At 46.9% G+C, this 19,576-nt stretch carries 16 protein-coding genes; 5 read left to right on the top strand and 11 right to left on the bottom strand.

The features are described 5' to 3' along the window. Positions 1-14: 14 nt before the first annotated feature. The 7 genes from KE626_RS13575 to KE626_RS13545 form a co-directional block, all read right to left on the bottom strand. Positions 15-1,616 carry a S41 family peptidase gene (locus KE626_RS13575; protein ID WP_211973443.1) on the bottom strand — a complete coding sequence of 534 codons (1,602 nt, stop codon included), beginning with the start codon at positions 1,614-1,616 and terminating at the stop codon, positions 15-17. A gap of 3 nt (positions 1,617-1,619) precedes the next feature. After that, on the bottom strand, positions 1,620-3,089 hold the full coding sequence (locus KE626_RS13570) for a TlpA disulfide reductase family protein (protein ID WP_211973442.1): 1,470 nt from the start codon (positions 3,087-3,089) through the stop codon (positions 1,620-1,622). An 18-nt stretch (positions 3,090-3,107) separates the two neighbouring features. Next, the gene (locus KE626_RS13565; protein ID WP_211973441.1) at positions 3,108-4,469 is read right to left on the bottom strand and encodes a RagB/SusD family nutrient uptake outer membrane protein; all 1,362 of its coding nucleotides are present in this window, start codon (positions 4,467-4,469) and stop codon (positions 3,108-3,110) included. A gap of 26 nt (positions 4,470-4,495) precedes the next feature. Then, entirely contained in the window at positions 4,496-8,068 is a 3,573-nt protein-coding gene (locus KE626_RS13560) for a SusC/RagA family TonB-linked outer membrane protein (RefSeq protein WP_211973440.1), read from the bottom strand. A gap of 4 nt (positions 8,069-8,072) precedes the next feature. After that, positions 8,073-9,110, bottom strand: coding sequence for a FecR family protein (locus KE626_RS13555; protein ID WP_211973439.1), 1,038 nt, complete (start codon positions 9,108-9,110; stop codon positions 8,073-8,075). A gap of 165 nt (positions 9,111-9,275) precedes the next feature. Then, complete coding sequence (locus tag KE626_RS13550) at positions 9,276-9,866, bottom strand: RNA polymerase sigma factor (protein WP_211973438.1); 591 nt, start codon at positions 9,864-9,866, stop codon at positions 9,276-9,278. 254 nt (positions 9,867-10,120) lie between these two features. After that, a complete protein-coding gene (locus tag KE626_RS13545) occupies positions 10,121-10,564 on the bottom strand; it encodes a lipocalin-like domain-containing protein (RefSeq protein ID WP_211973437.1) in 444 nt (147 codons plus the stop codon). A 143-nt stretch (positions 10,565-10,707) separates the two neighbouring features. Here KE626_RS13545 and KE626_RS13540 point away from each other — a divergent pair, with 143 nt between their 5' ends. Genes KE626_RS13540 through KE626_RS13530 form a run of 3 tightly spaced genes read left to right on the top strand, consistent with a single transcriptional unit; the run spans position 10,708 to position 12,683 of the window. Continuing rightward, positions 10,708-11,532 (top strand): hypothetical protein, encoded by an 825-nt coding sequence (locus KE626_RS13540; RefSeq protein WP_211973436.1) that lies wholly within the window; start codon positions 10,708-10,710, stop codon positions 11,530-11,532. 30 nt (positions 11,533-11,562) lie between these two features. Then, positions 11,563-12,096, top strand: a complete 534-nt coding sequence (locus KE626_RS13535; RefSeq protein ID WP_211973487.1) for an RNA polymerase sigma factor — start codon at positions 11,563-11,565, stop codon at positions 12,094-12,096. Next, a complete protein-coding gene (locus KE626_RS13530; protein WP_211973435.1) occupies positions 12,096-12,683 on the top strand; it encodes a hypothetical protein in 588 nt (195 codons plus the stop codon). Before KE626_RS13535 ends, KE626_RS13530 begins: the two co-directional genes overlap by 1 nt. A gap of 14 nt (positions 12,684-12,697) precedes the next feature. On the opposite strand, the gene KE626_RS13525 is transcribed toward KE626_RS13530, so the two are convergent. Beyond that, on the bottom strand, positions 12,698-13,108 hold the full coding sequence (locus KE626_RS13525; protein WP_211973434.1) for a RidA family protein: 411 nt from the start codon (positions 13,106-13,108) through the stop codon (positions 12,698-12,700). 259 nt (positions 13,109-13,367) lie between these two features. Between KE626_RS13525 and KE626_RS13520 the strand changes: the two genes are divergently transcribed. After that, a complete protein-coding gene (locus KE626_RS13520) occupies positions 13,368-13,826 on the top strand; it encodes a hypothetical protein (RefSeq protein WP_211973433.1) in 459 nt (152 codons plus the stop codon). A gap of 96 nt (positions 13,827-13,922) precedes the next feature. Here KE626_RS13520 and KE626_RS13515 read toward each other — a convergent pair whose 3' ends face one another. Continuing rightward, positions 13,923-14,759, bottom strand: coding sequence for a hypothetical protein (locus tag KE626_RS13515; RefSeq protein WP_211973432.1), 837 nt, complete (start codon positions 14,757-14,759; stop codon positions 13,923-13,925). A gap of 219 nt (positions 14,760-14,978) precedes the next feature. Here KE626_RS13515 and KE626_RS13510 point away from each other — a divergent pair, with 219 nt between their 5' ends. After that, positions 14,979-16,601: an NADP-dependent glyceraldehyde-3-phosphate dehydrogenase gene (locus tag KE626_RS13510; protein WP_211973431.1), complete on the top strand. Its 1,623-nt coding sequence runs from the start codon at positions 14,979-14,981 to the stop codon at positions 16,599-16,601. A 139-nt stretch (positions 16,602-16,740) separates the two neighbouring features. Here KE626_RS13510 and KE626_RS13505 read toward each other — a convergent pair whose 3' ends face one another. Then, positions 16,741-18,507 (bottom strand): OmpA family protein, encoded by a 1,767-nt coding sequence (locus tag KE626_RS13505; RefSeq protein ID WP_211973430.1) that lies wholly within the window; start codon positions 18,505-18,507, stop codon positions 16,741-16,743. Between the two features lie 60 nt (positions 18,508-18,567). Further along, positions 18,568-19,569 (bottom strand): PorP/SprF family type IX secretion system membrane protein, encoded by a 1,002-nt coding sequence (locus KE626_RS13500; protein WP_211973429.1) that lies wholly within the window; start codon positions 19,567-19,569, stop codon positions 18,568-18,570. Positions 19,570-19,576 lie beyond the last annotated feature (7 nt).

Genomic DNA, 19,576 nt, shown 5'->3' with positions numbered 1-19,576 from the left:
TTTTTTGATAAATATTATTTCTTCTCTTTTTTGGTTGCCGTTGGTTTAAGTTGCTGCGCAAAGCGATCCGGTTGTTCCAGCAGCTGCAGGGCTTCCCGGATGCTGCCATTATCGCTGTTCAATACCTGCAGGTAATAGTCATTGCCTGCAAACAACTGGCTGGCGAGTTGCCCTTTAATTTCCAGTGAGAGTAAACTGATGATCCTGTCTTTGCTGTTCAGATGTAGCGGCAACCCTGCTTTTTCTGCGGCGCCAACTACCTCCTGTACCAGGTATTCCGGTACATTGTACTGTTTATTGAACGCTTTAAAATCATGATAGCTGGAAAGCAAAGCAGCACGGTTGCTATCCAGGTAATCAAAGGTGATCTTCCCCGCCAGGTTCTGCTCTGCTACGTCCTGTAGCCAGCCGTTATATTCTATGGTATCTATCGGAATAAACCTGTCGGGCATAATTCCGCCGCCGCCATACACGGTACGCTTATTTACCAGCGTGGTATATTTCAGCGAGTCGGGAAAATGAATAACGTGAGCATTTGTCAGCTCGCCGCTGGCAAAGCGCGTTTGTACGTTATCGTTATAGCTGCTGCCATGATAAGGTTTTTGGATAGACCTGCCCGAAGGCGTGTAATAACGGGCGCCGGTCAGTTCCAGCACGGAGCCATCAAATACCGGAATGGGGCGTTGCATCAAGCCCTTACCAAAACTCCTTCTGCCCACTATCACAGCACGATCCCAGTCCTGCAACGCACCCGTCAGAATTTCACTTGCCGATGCGGTAGACTGATCTATCAATACTACCAGATTTCCTTCCATGAAATTGCCAAAGCCGCCGGTATAGTAATAGTCTTTACCCTTATCTTTTCCAACACTGTAAAATACCAGTTTATCTTTTGGTAAAAATTCATCGGCTACACCAATCGCAGCTTGTACATAGCCACCGCCATTACCCTGGAGATCGAGGATCAGGCTTTTCATCCCCTGTTCCTTCAGAAGTATGAGGGCGTTGTCCATTTCTGTACGGGTAGTTTCACTGAAGATGTGTAACGAGATATAGCCTACTTTATCTGTGATCATATACGCGGACCTTATCGACCTGTCGGCCACCACATCACGTATAATTTCAGTGGTAAATTTTGCTCCGTCCATTTTGCGGAGCACTTGCAGTGAAACGGGACTGCCTTTTTCGCCCCGGATCTTTTTCATGATGGCGAAGTTGTCTGTTCCTGTTACCGGGGCTTTATCAATCGCCAGTATCCTGTCGCCTGCTTTTAAACCCGCCTTCTCAGCCGGTCCGCCGCTTACTATCTGGGTGATGTACAAGCTATCATGCTCCATCATAAACTGAATGCCGATACCCGCAAAGTTTCCTTTCATAGCCTCCTGCATCTGCCCGGCCTCCTCATGGGAAAAATAACGGGAATGCGGATCCAGCTCGCGCATCATTCCTGCTATGGCAGCATTTACCAATGTTTCATCTGTTAAAGAATCTACATAGTTACCCTGGATGGCTTTTAATGTTTGCCAGAGTTTTTCCTTAGGATTTACCTGCGCGTTCGTTTGAAACGAAAAGGCCGCCAGGCCCAATCCTATCAATATATATTTCTTCAGCAACATAAATTATTTTTCTGCTTTTAAAAGTTCAATAGCATACGTCAGTTCATCTGCCAGTTTACTCGGACTGCCGGAGTAACCTTCCGATGTATAACGCATTATACCGTCTTTGAGGATTACTTTCCTGGGGATAGCGGAAGACTGGAAATAAGGAACAAATGATTTAAACACCAGGTCCTGTTCCCCTGTCTTCTTATTCACGGCATCGTGCAGCAGGTGAAAGCGGAAACCTTCCTGTTTTACATATCCTTCCGATTTTTCCTTGTAGTTACCTGTTTGCATGGTACCTACCATATACACCGCCACCTGCGGGTCCTGCGCATATTTATCTACCAGCATCTGCATGCCTGGAAACGCGCTGATACAAGGTTTGCACCAGGTAGCCCAAAAATCAAGCACTACAATTTTATCACCCCAGTCGCTGGACCTTACCAGTTTACCATCTGCATCTTCCAATGCAAAAGGAACATACTCCTGGTTCGTCAGGTGCTCTTTTACGGTTGCTTTCAGCTCTTCCTGCTCCTTCCCTGATTTCAGGGAAGCAAGGTATTTTTCGTAAGCGCCGGGCGTTTTATCTTTAGCCGCAAAAATTCCTTTCAGTTTATCCAACATTCCCGGAGTCATCGCATTAGCTTTTACGCAGTTTTCCAGGAACGGCTGCATAGCCTGCTGCTCCCCGGTTTTCTCAAGTATATCCAGGTAGATATCGTTAAGGTCCGCTGATCCATAGGCGCCTTTGGAAGACAAGTATTTGAAATATCCTTTTGCTGTTGGATATTGTTTCAGGCCATGCAGTAACGAAATATGCGTATTCAGTTCATTATCCAGTTGTTCATTGGCATTATCCGCTGCTTTCTCGGGAGTAAACACACCCTTTTCCTCATAAGACCTGTCATTTACTTTTTTTATCAGTTCATTGATCAGGGCCGTCGAGATATTCAGCAGTGAGTCACGGCCAACTGTTTTAAAAACATAGGCCCGCATAATATTCCAGCGGTATATTTCATTTTCTGTTTTGAAGTTGAGCGGTGTACAAAATGCTACCAGCTTATCAAACTGCCGGGTGTCCATATATGCCGCGCCCAGTTCGCGATGAACGCTGTAATAAATAAATTCCTGGTGATTGGGATTTGCTTTCCAGGCGTCGTAAGGAAATGCTTTCAGAAATTTTTCTGCAGAAGCCGTCATCTCCGTTGCGTTTTTTGCGCCAGACAGCTGCTGAAAGGCTGACATGCGGGCTAAAGCGCCTTTTGGATACCTCGCCAGCAGCAGTTGTTGCAATTCCTGCCCCCGTTTCATATCCTTCAAATCAAACTGGTAGTATCGTTGAATATCCATCAATTGCTGCTCTGTGAGCGTAGTGCTTTTGACCAGCTCTTTAGGATCGGCATTCCGGTATTGCTCATTTTTCTGCGCAAAAACGGTGGCAGTTCCGAATAACAGGTAACATCCGATTAAGCGTATTTTCTTTCTCATATCTTTTAATTGTTGTTGTTATCGTTGATTCTGAATAATCTCCGGGTTCAGTTCAATATTCTTTGGCGGAATAGGATATACGTAGCGGTCGCCCGGCACCAGGGTGTAGGTAACGCCCTTGAATACACGCGTTTCTGTTTCCGCCAGTGCAGGCTCTTTACTCAGCCGGCGCTGATCGAGCCAGCGTAGTCCAGTACCGAATAATTCGCGCCGTCTTTCGTCAATGACTACACGTAGCGCTTCATCGCTGGTAGCAGCGGTGAGTGCGGTGTATTGAGCGGGCAGGAAACGTTTTTGCCGGAGCTGGTTTACGAGTGCCATCGCTTCGTCTTTCTTTCCTGCTCTTGCCAGCCCTTCTGCCTGTATCAGCATCATTTCCGGTACAGACACGCCTGCGCTTACATTGTCGCCAAAGAAAAGCTTATCGCGATACGATCCGCGGCCGGTAAAAGAAGGCTGAAAAGTGCTGCCGCTCCGTGTAAACAGCTGGTAGCGCAGGTCTTCCGGTGTAAACTTATTCAGCAGCTCCGTACTTAACGGCAGATCTATATTCCCGGGTTTGGAAACTTTTTTGCCCATTATTACCTCCGGGTTATCCATTCTGCGTGGAAATGGCTTCGCACCATTTACATAATCTTTAAGATCCAACAGGGTGTGCTGGATGCTCAGTGATTTAGCAGCATAATCAGCGGCTTCACCATAACGTTGCATGGAGAGGTAGGTTCTCGCCAGCAATGCATAGCCGGCTGCTTTTCCGGGGTGCAGATTGTTGGACACATTATCCGGCAACAACGGCAGCGCTGCGGTGAGATCGAGTATGATCTGATCATACACTTTTTGTATAGAAGCCCTGTTGAGTGGTACAAAAAGATCCGGCGACAACAGTAACGGCAATCCCGGATCCGTAGCTGCGCCGGTGGTGGTATACACCCTTGCATAGAGATTAATCAGGGTAAGATAGGCGGCTGCACGCTGGGCTTGCGCCTCCGCATAAATACTGCGTTTCTGAGCTTCGGTACCATTAATACTTCCCATCACGTTGGTGGTGATCTGGTTGCACACATATACCTGGTTAAAGAGTTGATCCCAACCGGCATCGCTGTTATCAGAAGTGTAATAGTCAGCCGCCCAGGTGTAAACATTCTGCAGCTCGTTGGTCAGCTGGTTTTGTAAACTGGTGTTGGTTTCCAGGTTGATATCATCTCCGGACAGCATCGGCAGACTGGCTGAAATTTCGAACAGACTTACATTGTTAAGCAACAGCTGAAAGTCGGCCGTATATTTAAACTGACGCTGATTAGGCTGCTCCACTTCCACGAACTTACGGCAGGACATGGTCCCGATTGTCAATACCAGCAGCGTAACACAAATACGTTTCATTGTCATTTTGATCATTTTTTCCGGTGTTAGAAAGAAGCGTTCAGGCTCATGAAATAACTGGGTGAAGGCGGCAGGTTGGTGTAGTTGTTGCTCATGGCGTAACTGGGGTCGATACCGGCTTTATTCTGTTTCCAGATAATGCCAAGGTTCCTTACCGCAAAATTTACGCCTGCCGATTTCAGCAGGGTACGCGAGAGCACCTTTGATGGCACCTGGTACCCCAGGGAAATTTGCTGCAGCCGTATATGACTGGCGCTTTCCACGAGAATATCAGCCATCTTGTACCGGTTGCTGCTGTTGGTGCTTACATTCGCCAGGCCGGGAACATTGGTAAACTGCTCATCACCGGGTTTACGCCAGCGTTGCGCCAGGTCTCGTTGCGTACCAATGAGTCCATAGTAGTTATTGGTAGCATAATCCGGGTAATTTAGGATCGACAGGCGACGGAACACATGCCCCATTTCATAAGAGATACGTACGCCGAGTGTAAATGATTTATAGTTAAAGTCGTTGAAGAAGCCGCCAAAGTAAGGTGGTGTTGTGCGCCCCATATACGCCAGGTCCTTAGCCGTGAGCTGGTTATTCGCCATATCTGCAGTAATGATCTTTCCATCGGCAGTATATACCTGGGAGCGGCCTTTATTATCCAGCCCGGCCCAGCGATAAGCATACAGGTAATCAGTTGGCATTCCTTCTATAGGATTACTGCTGCTGACTGCCATGCTGCTGGTGGGAGGGGTAAAGCGGGCATCCGTAACTTCGTTGGTATTGTAGGCAAAATTAAAAGCGGAGCTCCAGCCAAAATTCCTGTTCCGGATAATATCGCCCCTGATACCCAGGTCGTAGCCATGTCCTTTCATGCTGGCAGCGTTATAATACAGTGAGTTCCAGCCATAGACACTATTAACCGGGAAGAACCACAGGATATCGCTTGTTCTCTTGCGGTAGGCATCGGCGCTGATATGCAAACGGTTGTTTAGTACATCTATGTCCACACCGAGGTTCCAGGTTTTTGTCAGCTCCCAGCTGATCCTGTTATTGGCGGGTGATAACACGTTGCCGTATGGTTCGCGGGTATCCGGGTTCAGGCCTTTCAGGTCTAACAGGGCTGCGTTACTGGCGCTCCTCGGCACGGCGCCACCGGTACCATAAGTAAGCCGCATATTCAATTTATTCAGCCAGTTTACTGACTTCATAAAATCTTCCGATGTAACATCCCACTTTACACCAGCGCTCCATAATGGCCTGGCACGCTGACTACGGGAGGCGCCGGCCAGCGTGTAGTCATCAAAACGAATACTTCCCGATACGATGTAACGGTTGCTCAGCATGGATAAGGCGCCATTACCGTAATACGACAGGAACCGGTTAATAGATCTTCCAATACTACCATCTGAAAAGCCCAGGTTAGTATTCCATCCCATAACGGTTTGGTAATACACATTGGGATCCCAGGAAGCGGACGAATAAGTATCATTATTAAATCCGTACCGGGTTTGCTGGTAATTGGTACCTTGATCTTCGCGGATCTCCGTACCGGCAAGGGCGTTAAGCGAAAAATTATTGCCCCAGGATTTATTAACGTTTACCTGCCCGCGTAACCCATAATTAAAAGTATTACGATTGCTATTGGTCATCTTGCCACCATAGGGTACACCATATACCAGCCGGCCATTAGGACCTACAGTAGTACCTGTGTTCACCAATACCCTGGTATCGTAGCTGTCGAGTTCACCGAGGATAGTGGTTTCTTCAAGATTACGCTGCAAGGTACCGGCTATACTTACATTTATCCAGTCGGTGATTTTTGTATTAATATCTGTGTTGAAGCGGAAACGATTTTCTTTAGAAGTAGTATTTCCATAGTTCAGTTCCTGCAAAGGGCTGTAAGTCCAGGGGAGATAGCCCTTGCTGAGGAAACTGGCGGCAACTTCATCACGGAAATCGATCGAGCGCGCAATTGGGTTGCCGGCATCATCCTGCAGCAGCTCATAGGGGCGTAATCCCAGGTTCCCGTTGCCAATAGCATTCAGGGCAGCAGTATTGGATACGCTGTTTGCATAACTGTAATTGAGACCGGTGTTAATGGTCACCCGGTTGTTAAACAATTCATTACTCAGGTTGGCGGTAACAAAATAGCCTTCGCCTTTATTACTTCTAAACACCGGAATATCTTTGGTATAGTTGGCAGATACATAGTAAGTGCTGTGCTGGCCCCCGCCCGAAAAAGATAGGTTATATTGCTGGGATACGCTACGTTGCAGCAACAGATCACGGATTTGCCCGCGGTTATCAATTTTTCCCAGGGCTGATAATGCGGAATCGCGCTGGCTACCGGTAGCGGTGCCACGGTCTACCTTAAACATCCATTCCAGCGCTTCACTCACCGGCCTGTTCTGGTTAAAGGTCATCCAGCTGTTATCCCAGATGGCAGGATCGGTAAAAAATCCAAGGCCTTTCATTTCTTTCTCCAGGTCAATATATTCCGCCGTATTCATGCGGTTAAGATTTTTCATATTGGCGGGATTGGAAATACTCAGGTTGGTACCGAAGTTGAAACCGGAAGAATTCTTCTTTCCTTTTTTAGTAGTGATCACAATCACTCCATTGGCGGCTTTGGCGCCCCAGATGGAGGTAGCGGCAGCATCTTTCAGTATGGTGATGGACTCAATATCTTCGGGATTATAACGACTTAATACGGCGCCTCCACTGGCGTTATCATTCGTACGGGTAACCAGGTCCTGCTCTACCGCCGGAAACCCATCTATCACGATAAGTGGCGAGCTGCCATCGTTGGCGCCCAGGGTGTTAACTCCCCGGATGTTGATCTTGTTATTCCTGACATCAAAACGAACACCCGGCGCCGTGCCTTCCAGCCGTTCCATTAAACTCACCGCGGGAACAGCTTTGATCTGTTTGCTGGTAATTTGTTCGAAAGCGCCGGTAGCCCGCTCTTTGGGCAGGTTTTGATAACCGGTGGACAAAACGTCCACTTCCTGCAGCTGATGTACATCCGCTTCCATTTGTGCATTGATAACGGACTTACCGCTTACGTCTACCTTCAGCGGGTTCATTCCTACAAAGGTAAAAACGATGGCCTCCGCCCGGGCTGTGAGCCGGAGGGTATATCTTCCATCACTGCTGGTGATAGCGCCAAACCGGATAGCATATCCTTCCGGAATAACCGTTGCACCTATTAACGGGTGCCCGTCTTTATCTGTTACCACTCCGGTAATGGTTTGTACATATGGCTGTTCAGGCAGTTCTGCAGTGGTTTCTGTTGGTGTTACTTCCGGTGTCTTCGCCGGCCTGTTATCCTTGATAATGGTATAATAGTTCTCCTGGACATACAGGAAAACAAATCCCTTATTATACAGGAGCTCCTTCAGCAAAGCTTCTACGGGTTCTTTCTTTGTGAGTGGGCGTTTCAGGTTCACATAAATATTATCCAGCAGGTGCTCTTCATAGGCAAACCTGGTACCATACACTGCTTTCACTTCTTCCAGTGCTGCTTTCAATTTTACCTGTTGTTGCGCAAATAGCTTCCCCGGCAGTGTTGCGTAGAGGCAACACATGACAAATAACATTCGTTTATACATGCTGTTAATTTTGGCTGATAATTAAATGATCTGCTTTTTGATTGATTTTAAGATTAAATACCTTCCTGATAACAAAGAGGATGTCTTCTGCGCTGTTGGCAGGCACAGTGCCTGAAAGCCTTTTCTGTGCGAGTGCCGGCGCCTCTAAAGTGATGTTGTATCCGTAATTGTCTTCCAGTACATCCAGTATTTCCTGAAGGGTATAGCCATCCAGGTCTAATTCATTGGCTGTCCAGGCTTTGTTGGCCTGTGGTTTTCTTTCCATTTCCTGTAGCAGCTGTTTACTGCTGTCATAAGCAAAGGCGTCTCCCGGTTTGAGTATTTTGACAAATGCTCCGGGGCCGTTTTTTTCGATTCTCAGCCGGCCTTCCAGCAGGGAGATTTCTGTGATGTTACGGCGGTTTCTTACATTAAATTTTGTTCCCAGCACGGTGAGCGCAAGATCGCTGACATGCACCTGGAATGAATCTGACTGCTGCCACCTGTTTTTAATAGCCACATGTTTTACTTCAAAGTAAGCTTCCCCGTTCAGCCAAATTTCCCTTGGCTTATCCGACTTCCAGGAACGGGAATAGTAAATAGAAGAATTACCATTTAAAGTGACAACAGATTCGTCTGGCAATACTACTTGTTCATGCTTGCCAAATGTAGTGCTATAGGACTTTTCGCCGTGGGACGATAGCTCCCTGATCATCACGATGAACAACAATACTGCTGCAGCAGCGGCTGTCCACTTAGCGACCAGTTTCAGCGGCCGGTAATAACGTTGTTCCCGGCTATTGCTCACCGCTATGTCGCCCGCAATTTTTTCCCATAGCTGTAATTTATCTGTGGCAGGCTTGTACACCGGTTGTTTATTCAACAACAGTATCCAGGCACGGGCTTCTTCCATGGCATTCCTTTTATCCGGGTAAAGCGCGGATAATTGCTGCCAATAGGCAATGGCCTCATCATCCCATTTCAGTACATGATGAATAAACTGCTCATCTTCAAAGAAAGCCGTTGCGGTATACTGCGTATAGTCCCGGTGCTGATATTCCATAGCTGATTATATATACACTACTCCCTGAATTTTTATCCCTAGCTGATTATATATACACTACTCCCTGAATTTTTATCCCTTCCCGGGATTAAAAAATCAATAATTTTATTTTTATGATTAGAAATTGAATATTTTCTAACATTCACACTATTAAAGAACGCCGCCTTAGATTTTTTTCAATGAAACAGCGGTCAGTAAAATAAGGAGATCAGTTTTGGATAAGTATTGCCGGAGGGTATCGATGGCTTTATATAGTAATTTGTAAGTGCTGGAAACGGAAAGTTGCATGAGTGCTGCTATTTCTTCGTATTCCATTTCCTCATAGTAGCGGAGGTGTATGATTTCCCTTTGCCGGGGTGTCATTTTTTCCAAAGCAGCCAATAGGTTGCCGCGTATTTCTTCCAGTCGCTCGCGGCTGATCATGGTTTGATCATAAGCCATCTCTCCGCCCGGTTCGGACCATTCGTCCAATACAGCGAAACTATATTTGCGCTGCTGTACTTCCAGTATGCGGAGCAGTACGCGGCGAAACGACTTATACAAGTAATTTTTAACGGAATTAGTGTCTTTAATACTATCCCGGTTCTTCCAGAGCTTAACAAACAGGTCTTGTAACGCATCTTCTATCAGGTGATCATCGGCAGAAAACCTATGACCATAATTAAAGAGTGGTGCATAATATTTATCAAAGATTATTTGCAGAGAGGATTCATCTCCTGATCGAAAAGCCTCCCATATATCTTTGTCATCCTGCATTATCCTGGTCGATTCGGTTGGTTTAAGTGCGAAGTTGCGGAAAATGTTTTACATTTCAAATAGCATTACGAACGCAACACCCTTCATCAAAATCCGCTAAAACCTAGTATGAATCAGCATTTCGAACAATCTCACCAGCGTATAAATACAGGATATTTATTATGTGTCATATATACACTATAAATTGATATGGCGGGAGTTGTTCCCGCTCCTTGCCGGAGGGCGCAAAATGCGTCCTCCGGGCGTCTGGTCGCTTATTGCTTTACCATGGTAAACGTCAGCCTGTCTCCCGCTACAATTGAGTTTTCAACATAATACACCATTGTTTTACAGTCGTAGCTTGCCACAGTACCATTTAAAGTCCCATCGCTGGTTAAGGTATTTCCTTTCACCTGCCAGGTACCCTGATCATTTTTCACAGGGGTACAAACAGTTCCCTGGTCACTATACTGGTAGGTGCCATCGCTTTTTAACGTGATGATATCATCTTTTTCGCAGGCCTCCATGGCTGCCAGGTAGTCGACCGGCTTTGCGGCAGCACTGGCCTTATACTCCAACGCTGTTAATTTGTAAGCCCCGGCAAGGCCAGTCATACTGATACTGCATCCTGCCGGCTCACTTTTTTCTTTTTTGCAGGAGAAGAGGATGGTAGCCGCAGCGATACCCATTAATGCCCATTTCATAGTAATTGTTTTCATATATTTTGTTTGATGATAGTACCCCCGTAGCCCCTCCGATGGTTGGGGTGCCTGCGAAAAAAATTTTTTTTTCAACCTCCCCAACCTTTGTGAAAAAAAGGAGGTACTATTGAAGGGATTATCCCGGATGTCAAAAGAATGAGATGAAAAATAGTGTTATAGTAACGGCGGCGATCGCCTGTTTAACCAGTTGTACTTCCATCAAACTGGCCATTCCCGACGCCTTCAGGCAACAGGCCACCATGCAGCATGTGAGTGGCGCAAGGGGAAACAAAATGTCCTTTGGCCAGTTTACCACCTCCAAAATAAAAAGGGGGATCCATTTGAGTTATCCCGGCTGGGGCGGGCGAGGTTTCTTCCTGGAAAACCTCCTGTGGAATAAAGTGGGTATTCAGAAAACTGAATCGGTGACCAAAGAAAAGGCGAAATTCCGCTATGCCTTATCAGACGGGCGCCATAGTGTGGAAGTGTATGGAGATGAAAAAGAAGTGACCAAAAAGCTCGAATACGAAATTATCGGTAAGCAAAGCCCTTTCAGCGGCTTTGAGCAACTACAGCAATATAAATACGTGTTTTCGGCGCTCATCAGCGTAGATACCACACAGGAGAGCAAAAACTGGGAGCTGCTGATGACCAATATTTATGACCGGAAAGCAGAGAACGACAAAAATCCGTTTACCTATATCAGGCCGGAAGACAATGGGCTGGCCACCAATGGCGCCGATACCATTTTTATAAAGGCATTAAGTATAAAAAACACCGCCCTTTCTGATGGCAAAACCGGCAAATTGCCATTTAAATTGCTGTCGGGTTATGAACTAAGCACCAGTGGCGGTGTGGTGGCTATTGTGGATATGATCGACCGCAATATCTGGTTCTATAATGAACTGGATGCGAGCGAGAAACTAAATATCAGTGCTATTGCCAGCGCCATTCTGGCCAGAAAAGTAAATGACGCAAAATGGTAGTCAATTGGGCGACCCGGATAAGATAAGCAGCTGGAACAGGATTTAAGCAATATCATCATTGAGTGCCGCAATGGCAACAGGAAGGCACAGGAGCAGCTATACCGGCTGCTCTATGGCTTTGCTATGACCATTGCCATGCGCTATGCTATTGATGAACATGAAGCTGCTGACATCCTGGGACATGCATTTGTAAAAATGTTCAGAAGCATCCAAACGTTTGATGCCACCAAAGGAAATTTTCATGGCTGGTTGAAAAAGATCGTCATCAATGAATCATTAGACCATATAAAACAACGCAGCCGTTTTACCAGCCTGCAGCTGGATACTGTGGAAGAGCCTTATATTAACAACGACATCATTGAAAAAACCGATGCGGCAGCTATACTGGCGCTGGTACGGCAGTTGCCGCCAGCTACCCATGCCGTTTTTGTGTTGTATGCCATTGACGGCTATACGCACAAAGAAATTGCAGGACAATTAAGTATCAGTGAAGGTACCAGCAAATGGCACCTGAGTGAGGCGAGAAAAATTCTTCAACAAAAACTGGCAGCAATTAAAACTTAGTGGATACAAACACACCATATGACCATTTAATAGCAGCAAAGCTGGAACAGATTCCTGTGCCGGATATGGCAGACAGTATCTGGGCCAGCATTGAAACGCAGCTGGATACGGCTATTGATGTACCGGATAAAAAAACCGCGCCTAAGCTGAAAGGAAAAGGCTGGTACGGTTTTGCGGCCATCACGATAGCTGTGACCGCGCTTTGGTGGTATAGCAGTCGTCCACAAAAAAATATTAAACCTCCACAACAGCAGGCGCCTGCGCCAGTAATAACCGCACCGGTTACCGATAGCCCGGTGCTGATAGAACACCCTGAAAAGAAAATGATACCGGTTCTACCCATACCGGTAAAGAAAGACTCCGCATCAGTATCGGGATCTGCCCCCGACAGCGTGCATACTGCCGATTCCACCACAGAACGGGTACTTCCGCTGGGCAAATGGGAGCCCCGCCTCGGGAAGCCCCGCCCGGTGGTTGATTCCATTAGTGTACTGCCGCACCCCAAAAAGCCCAAGGGAGTAAAAGGTATTTCCCCCGATGATTACAAAATTTCCGCCGACAAGGATTCTGCCCGGAAAAAAGAATAAGGGTCTGTAAATTTTTATTCCTCCGGGAGAAATGCAATAGCATCTATTTCTACCAAATATGCAGGATTAGCCAATGCTGCAACAAAAAAGCCGGAAATCGCGGGAGGATTGGCCAGGTGACCTATAAACTTTTGGGAAGCCTGGAACCCTTTATACAAATCCTGGCCCTGTACGATATAGATGGTTAACTTCACCACGTGGTCAAAAGTTGCGCCGCAGGCTGCAAGCGCCGTCTGCAAATTCTCCATCACCTGCTCCGTCTGTTTCCCGATGTCTCCCTTCCCTACTATTTCCCGTTGCGCAGTGATCGCATCCTGTCCGCCGATATAAATCGTTTTTCCTTTTCCGTGGGTGGTCACCACCTGTGAAAACGCCGGGTTTTTCATAAGCCCGTCCGGGTTGATGTATTGCACCTGGTTGCTCATTTGTTGGTTGTTTATTGTTGATGAAAGATAATATTTTGGGCAGACGGTTAACGCGGGGATTAATAAATTATTATCTCGTATGGCAGGGCCAGTGCTATATCGAATTTGCGCTATCTTTAGTTTATTGCCTGCGGGAAGATATCCATGACCCTTATTGCATTGAACAAGATGCATACATCCGGTTTTGTTATAAGCAGCTGCGGTTTTTTGTGTACCATTTAAAGCACCATTAGATTACTCAAAATTAAACCCTTACAACATGCAAAACATCGCAAAACACCTTTCACTGTACCTTGCATTATTTACTTCCGTTGCCCTGCATGCGCAGTCTAATTCAAACACCCGGTCTGAAATGACGACTTCCGGTACCGTAACGGAAAAAGCAAGCGGCCAGGTATTTGTTGCTGCCAAGAAAGATGATCTGCCGAATGATCCCTACAGAAGCGCCGTATTTATAGCTGCGGTTTCAGGAAGCGTACAGCTCACGCTGAACATCCCTTTATGGCATAGCGTTAAACAACCCTATGTAACGATCGAAAACCTGACTAAAGGCACTTACCTGAGATACACAACGTTCCCGGGTGAAAGCACTTACAGAACAACGTCATACACCCTCATTGCAGGGGATCAGTACCGGTTAACGGCCAACATTTACCCCAACCCCAGCGATCCCAATGATGATACCGATGAGGATGTACTGGCGACGCTGAGCTGGTAATACCAGCAAAACCGGAAAATAACACGAAAAACCACAGCTGCACATCTCCTGCCCCTGCGAATAGAATGGAGTTGCAGGGGCAGTTTTATATCAACCCTAAAATAAACTGCCCTGTATCACGGCCGGCGGCGTGGTAGGATGAAACAATCCAACAATGGTAAAGGGCTGCTTCGATGCGGCATGAACGTTTTGCGTGGTACCCAGGAAGAAATACAGATCCGTATTCCTGGCATATTCCTGCAGGTATTTTTTTCTTACCTCCATAATAGCCTTCTGTTCTTTGTCGGGGCCGCTGTATTTTTTCAGACTTTTCCAGTAGAGGGACGCCAGTTGCCAGTCTTCTACCGGCAACGTTACTTCCTCATTTTTATCATCTGTAAAACGAAAAGAAAATTTGTACGGCAGTTTATTCATCACTGCAAAAGGATCTTCCGGCTGCTCAAATACCTGGCCGCGGTTCTTCTCTGCCGCCAGTTTCTCCAGTTGGCCGCTGTTCCATTCCCGGTCTGTTTCTTCCACCAGGAAACCCAATATCCTGGCGGGTTTAAACACAGCCAGCGAAGTATAAAACGCTTCGTGTTTCGCTTCCATCAGTATGGTCGACAAATTCCGGTATACATTCTTCAGGATAAGGGCCTTCCGCTCGCTCCAATGGTCTTCTGTACCAAGATGGCCTGTTTTCTTTACCGGCGCATCCACCGTTACAGGTCTGAAAGTGTCCAACCTGAAATCCGTGGTGCTCCGCACCAGGTCCATCTCTATCCAATCATAAAGCTGGTATTGTTCATCATAAGTTTTCTTTGTAAATGGAATGGGGTATATCCTGATAAAAATACCATCCTTCGTAAAACCGGCAATACTCACCTGTTCATCATAATGGGAAGACGTAGTAGGGTAACTTTTAACAGTGATCAAAACTTTTATCAAGGGCATGCGCACACATTTTTTTAAAATTCCTTCCGGAAAAAAAACATCGGGCAAAACTAAGGTTAATCATTGAAAATAAAAAAGTTAGCCATATTCCTCCTTCATTTTTACCGCCTTCCAATACCCCGTATTTGCCCGATAGATTTTCCCCACATGCTCATCGAAATATTCTATACAAATTATTCAATCTATTTTGTGTAATTTGTACACATAAAATTTTAACACATGAGTTTTCAAGATGAGCTAAAGAAAATCTTTGTTGAAGAAAAGGAGATACCGGAGGAGTTCCGTATTTCAGAAATTCATCAGCGCGAGTACCTGGTAAACGGGGAGATGAAGCAATGGGACGGACCGGTAAGCGAGGTATATTCTCCTGTTAACATTCCAACTGTGGATGGCCTGAAACGTAAACTGATAGGCACTTACCCGCTGACTACAGAAAAGGAAGCGTTTGAAGCGCTGAATGCAGCGCTTACCGCGTACGACAATGGCCGCGGTGAATGGCCTACTATGCGACTGGACGGACGCATCAACTGTCTTACGGTATTTGCCCGCAAAATGACAGAGCAACGGGCCCTGATCGTAAAACTGATTATGTGGGAAATCGGGAAATCCTATGCCGACTCCGTCAAGGAATTTGACCGCACCATAGAATATATCAACGCCACTATCGATGCGCTCAAGGAAATAGACCGCAGCTCTTCCCGTTTTGAAATCAAGGAAGGCACCATTGCACAGATCCGCCGTTCGCCGCTGGGAATAGTACTTTGCATGGGGCCGTTCAACTACCCGCTGAATGAAACCTTCACCACCCTAATTCCTGCCTTGCTGATGGGTAATACCATTCTCTTCAAACCACCAAAACACGGTACCCTGGTGCATTACCCCCTGTTACGCGCCTTCATGGAATCGTTTCCGAAAGGTGTGGTGAACACCATCTACGGCCGTGGCGCAGCGGTGATACCGGGTATTATGGCCACCGGTAAAATCAATGTGCTGGCTTTTATTGGCTCCAGCAAAGTGGCCAACGACCTGCGTAAGCATCATCCTAAACTGAACCGCCTGAGGGCCGTACTCAGCCTGGATGCCAAAAATACCGCTATCATCACGCAACACGCCGATATACCATCTGCCGTAAATGAATGTATCCTGGGCGCATTATCGTATAATGGTCAACGTTGTACCGCCATCAAAATATTATTTGTACATCGTTCTATTGTACATGAATTTAATGCACAGCTCAGCGCCTCCATCAGCAAAATGAAATTCGGTATGCCATGGGAGAAGGGCGTACAACTTACGCCGGTAGCGGAACCGGGGAAGCCGGCCTATATCCGCGAAGTACTGGACGATGCCATCGCACACGGTGCAGCGGTAGTTAATGAAAACGGCGGCGTTACCAACGAATCATTCGTATTCCCGGCAGTAGTATTCCCTGTCAATAATAAAATGAAACTGTACCGGGAAGAACAATTCGGGCCGGTGATTCCTGTGGTGCCTTATGATGAAATAGAAGAAACCATCGACTACCTGATCGAGTCGCCACATGGCCAACAGGTAAGCATCTTCAGCAACAATCCTGATGAAGTGGCTTCACTGATTGATCCCCTGGTAAACCAGGTGAGCAGGGTGAATATCAACAGCCAATGCCAGCGCGGCCCAGATGTGTTCCCGTTCACCGGCCGGAAAGACAGCGCAGAAGGTACGCTCTCTGTACATGATGCCTTACGTTCATTCTCCATCCGCTCACTGGTAGCCACCAAAATGAATGATACCAATAAAAAACTGCTGGAGGATATCGTGAATGAGCGCAGCTCCGACTTCCTCAGTACCAATTTCATCTTCTAAAATAATTACGATTGACTTAAAACAGGGATCAATAACAATCAAAAAGCCCGTGATAAATCACGGGCCTTGATTGTTATTGATCCCTCTATGATAAAAAAAAACCGACCTGACTAATAACGTATCTGGAACTTTAACCTGTTTACCATTTTACCCGCAGTTCGGAACGCCTGTTCTGTTTATAATCCGCTTCGCTGCATGGCACCCCATCTTTACAACCGTTTACGGGGTTGCTTTCCCCTTTATTGCTGTAGTAAAGACGTTTAGGATCAACACCCTTATTAACGAGGTAATCTATCACCGCATAACAACGTAAGGCCGACAGATCGGTGTTATACTGATCGGAGCCGCGGTTATCAGCAAACGAAGCCACTACAATCCTCCAATCAGGATGACGTTTCAATATCGCCGCCACCTGGTCAAGAATCCTGCGGGATTCCGTGAGCAATGATGTACTGTTATAATCGTATAAGAACTTCCATTCTTCCAGCTGCTTTTTATCGGCTTCGTCTTCCGGCGTGTGTGGTTGTTTAACCGGGGCCGATGGTTGGCCGGCTACCGGTGGTACATTGTGGTTTGTTTCCGGCACCGTATTCCCGTTACCGTTAACCCGTGTAAAATAATCAGGGTCCGAGAAATAGTAGATATCATCCCTGCCCATGCCCCCCTGTTTGTTAGAGGCCAGGTAGCCTTCATAGCCATTGCGTTTTAGTATCAGCCCAATATCGTCTGCCCCGGAGTTAAAAGGCAGCTTCATGTTCTCCGGTGTTTCCCAGCTGGACTTCCCTCCTTTTACCCGGTAAATATCATAACCACCCATTCCTGCGTATCCTTTGCTGGAGAAATAAAGAATGCCGTCTTCATTAACCGTAGGGAAGGTTTCTGCAGCCACCGTGTTTACCTGGCTACCACAGTTGACCGGCGCTCCCCAGGCGCCATCCGCCTGTTTTTCCGAGTACCACAGGTCTGTTTGCCCCTGCCCGCCGGGACGGTCAGATACAAAATACAATATATCGCCGCCTGTACTCAGCACCGCATGACCGGAAGAATATCCTGGCACGTTGACGCCGGGTAATAATACCAGCGGTTGCCATTTATCATCTTTTTTTACGGATTGGTAAATCTCTAACCGGCGGATACCATTCACCGCGCCTTTGCCGGTAACGGGCATCTTCTTTCCCTGTATATTGATAGTGGCATACAGCGTATCTTCTGTTTTGTTAAGACATACCGGGCCAATATGATAATCATAATTGCCCAGCAGCGCAGGCGTCAGCTCCTCCAGGTACATAGTAGCATTACCAATGGAATATTGCTGGTAAATGTATGCTTTGTAATAAGGCTGCTCGGTGCGTTTATCGATAGGCGGATTTGACTGCGACCCACCATTCAGCGCCATGGAGCGATACCCGGTTGACATGAGCAACAAGCCTTTCTGTACTACCCCGCTTACAAGGTCGGAGCCATAAGTGTTCAGCTCCTTAACAGGTTTCAATTGTACCGGGGCTCCCTGTTTGCTCCATACCATGGCGCTGTCGCAGCCACGCAGGGCAATCTCTTTTAACTTAAGACTGTCCGCATCAGAGGTGGTAAACAACGCATACTGCTGTTTGGCTTCATTATACAGCTCCCGTTGACGAAGTGCATCTCCATAAGCAAAATAAGCCATGGCAGGATGATCCGGGCGACTGATGATCTGGCGATACACATCTGCCGCCTCCCTGTAGTAACCAATTTCCTGGTAACTGTGCGCCATTTTCATCAGCTGGTCCATCTTCATCTTATCTCCCTTAAGACGGGCAATCCTGTTATAGAGGGCTCCTGCTTCAGCATATTCCTGTCTCTCATAAGCTTCACCAGCCAACTGCGACAGGCTTTTCTGTTCCTGGCCATACAACCGGGAGCTCATCAAAAAGGTTAGCAAAACGGTAGTTATAGAACAACGTATCATACGGTAGTAACTAAGTGTTTAAAAATACCTGGGGCTTTGTACAATGAACTTTTTGGAAGGGAATAAAAAGCCCAGTGATATTTCATGTGATCCTCCCTGGTAACCTGCCATTTTGTTGATGCTAAGATCGTAAGAATACCCTATGCGCAGCTTTTCCGTAGCATAAAATTCCACCATGATGCTGGCAGCATCCAGCTCGCTCAGGTCCTTCTGCAAAGCGGTTTTGTTCCACAGGCCCACACCGGTGCGGTAAGAGCCGCCAACCCACAGCTTTTCACCGATCAGCAGGAAGGCGTTAATGTCTACGTTAGTAGGACCTTTAAAATCTTCCTTGATAAGGATCGAGGGCTTTAGCTGTAAATTCTCGCTCAGCGGAAACATAGCACCTGTAGTAATATACAGGTGCTGTGTTTTGCGGATGGTAGCATAGTTGTTTCCTTTCCAGTTGTAACGAGAAGCATCGGTATAGAGAGAAAACAGGTCCATAATAGAAGCCCCTGCATAAAAGCGGTTGGTATAATAGTACACACCGAAACGTGCATCCGGCACCCACACACTCTTTTTGCCCAGCGGCAGGGCGGCATCCTCGTTATCGATGTATTGCAGCGCCGTACCGTCAATGGAGTACTGGGTAACGCCACCGCCTATACCAAAACAAAGCCTGCGTGTGCCTTCATCATCCAGTGGAATCCGGTAGGAATAAGAGCCATAGAGCGATAAGGCATCCTGTGGACCCAGTTTATCAAACATCATTTGCAACCCCAACCCCACCTTGTTGTCACTGGCGGCTGTTACTCCATCGATCGACACACCGCCTGTGCGGGGCGCACCGGGAAACCCGGCCCACTGATGGCGGTAAACGGTGTTCAAATACAGGTCTTCCTTATAGCCTGCATAGGCTGGGTTAATACTTAACCCATTGAACACGTACTGGCTGAACTGTATGTTCTGTTGCGCCACTCCGCGCATACCTATTACCAGCAACATCACCATTATTCCCGCTCTGAGTACTGTTTGCATCTTTTAC

This window comes from Chitinophaga hostae (genome assembly GCF_018224885.1).
In the GTDB taxonomy this organism is placed as follows: Bacteria; Bacteroidota; Bacteroidia; order Chitinophagales; family Chitinophagaceae; genus Chitinophaga; species Chitinophaga hostae.
Note: the sequence above shows the minus strand (reverse complement) of the source record. Positions and strands in the feature narration are given on the sequence as shown.